The organism is Streptococcus sp. 10F2, assembly GCF_054331515.2.
On sequence record NZ_JBTGGE020000136.1, the window covers coordinates 1 to 524 of the forward strand.

Here is a 524-nt window from a genome sequence, read left to right on the forward strand (position 1 = left end):
GAAAGCCATAGCTATAGTCTGAAAAATGAGTTTCAAAGATTGGACTTAAAACCTGTACAATGGCCTGTTGAATGATTCTATCCATCATGCTTGGAATACCTAGCTGACGAACACCTCCATTGGGCTTCGGGATTTCCACCCGCAATACTGGTTGAGGTTTATACTTTCTTTCCAATATCTGCTTTTTCGTTTCTCGCCAGTGCTCTCTCAGATAATCATCAATCGTATCAACTGTGACACCATCAATACCTGCAGAACCTTTATTGGCTTTAACCTGCTTATAGGCTTCAAGAAGATTGTCTCTTGATAATATCTGGTCTAGTAATTTAGACATGTGCGTATTCCTTTCTTGTTTCGCTATCTGTAGGACATCTTAAATTGATGAACCTTCCTCTAGTCAATACGTGACTGCCTCCAGTTCTATCAGACACTTAGCCTTACAGATACAAGTGAAGTAGGTATACTTCGGTTAACTGTTCACCCCTTCGCTCCACTTCCATTACAGAAGTTTCTTCACTACTATG

Annotated in this window: 1 pseudogene; it reads right to left on the minus strand. The window is 40.3% G+C overall.

Going from position 1 to position 524, the window contains the following annotated elements:
- Nucleotides 1-334 (minus strand): annotated as a pseudogene (locus tag ACXM1Q_RS09410) (group II intron reverse transcriptase/maturase); the annotation flags it as partial.
- Nucleotides 335-524: the final 190 nt, after the last annotated feature.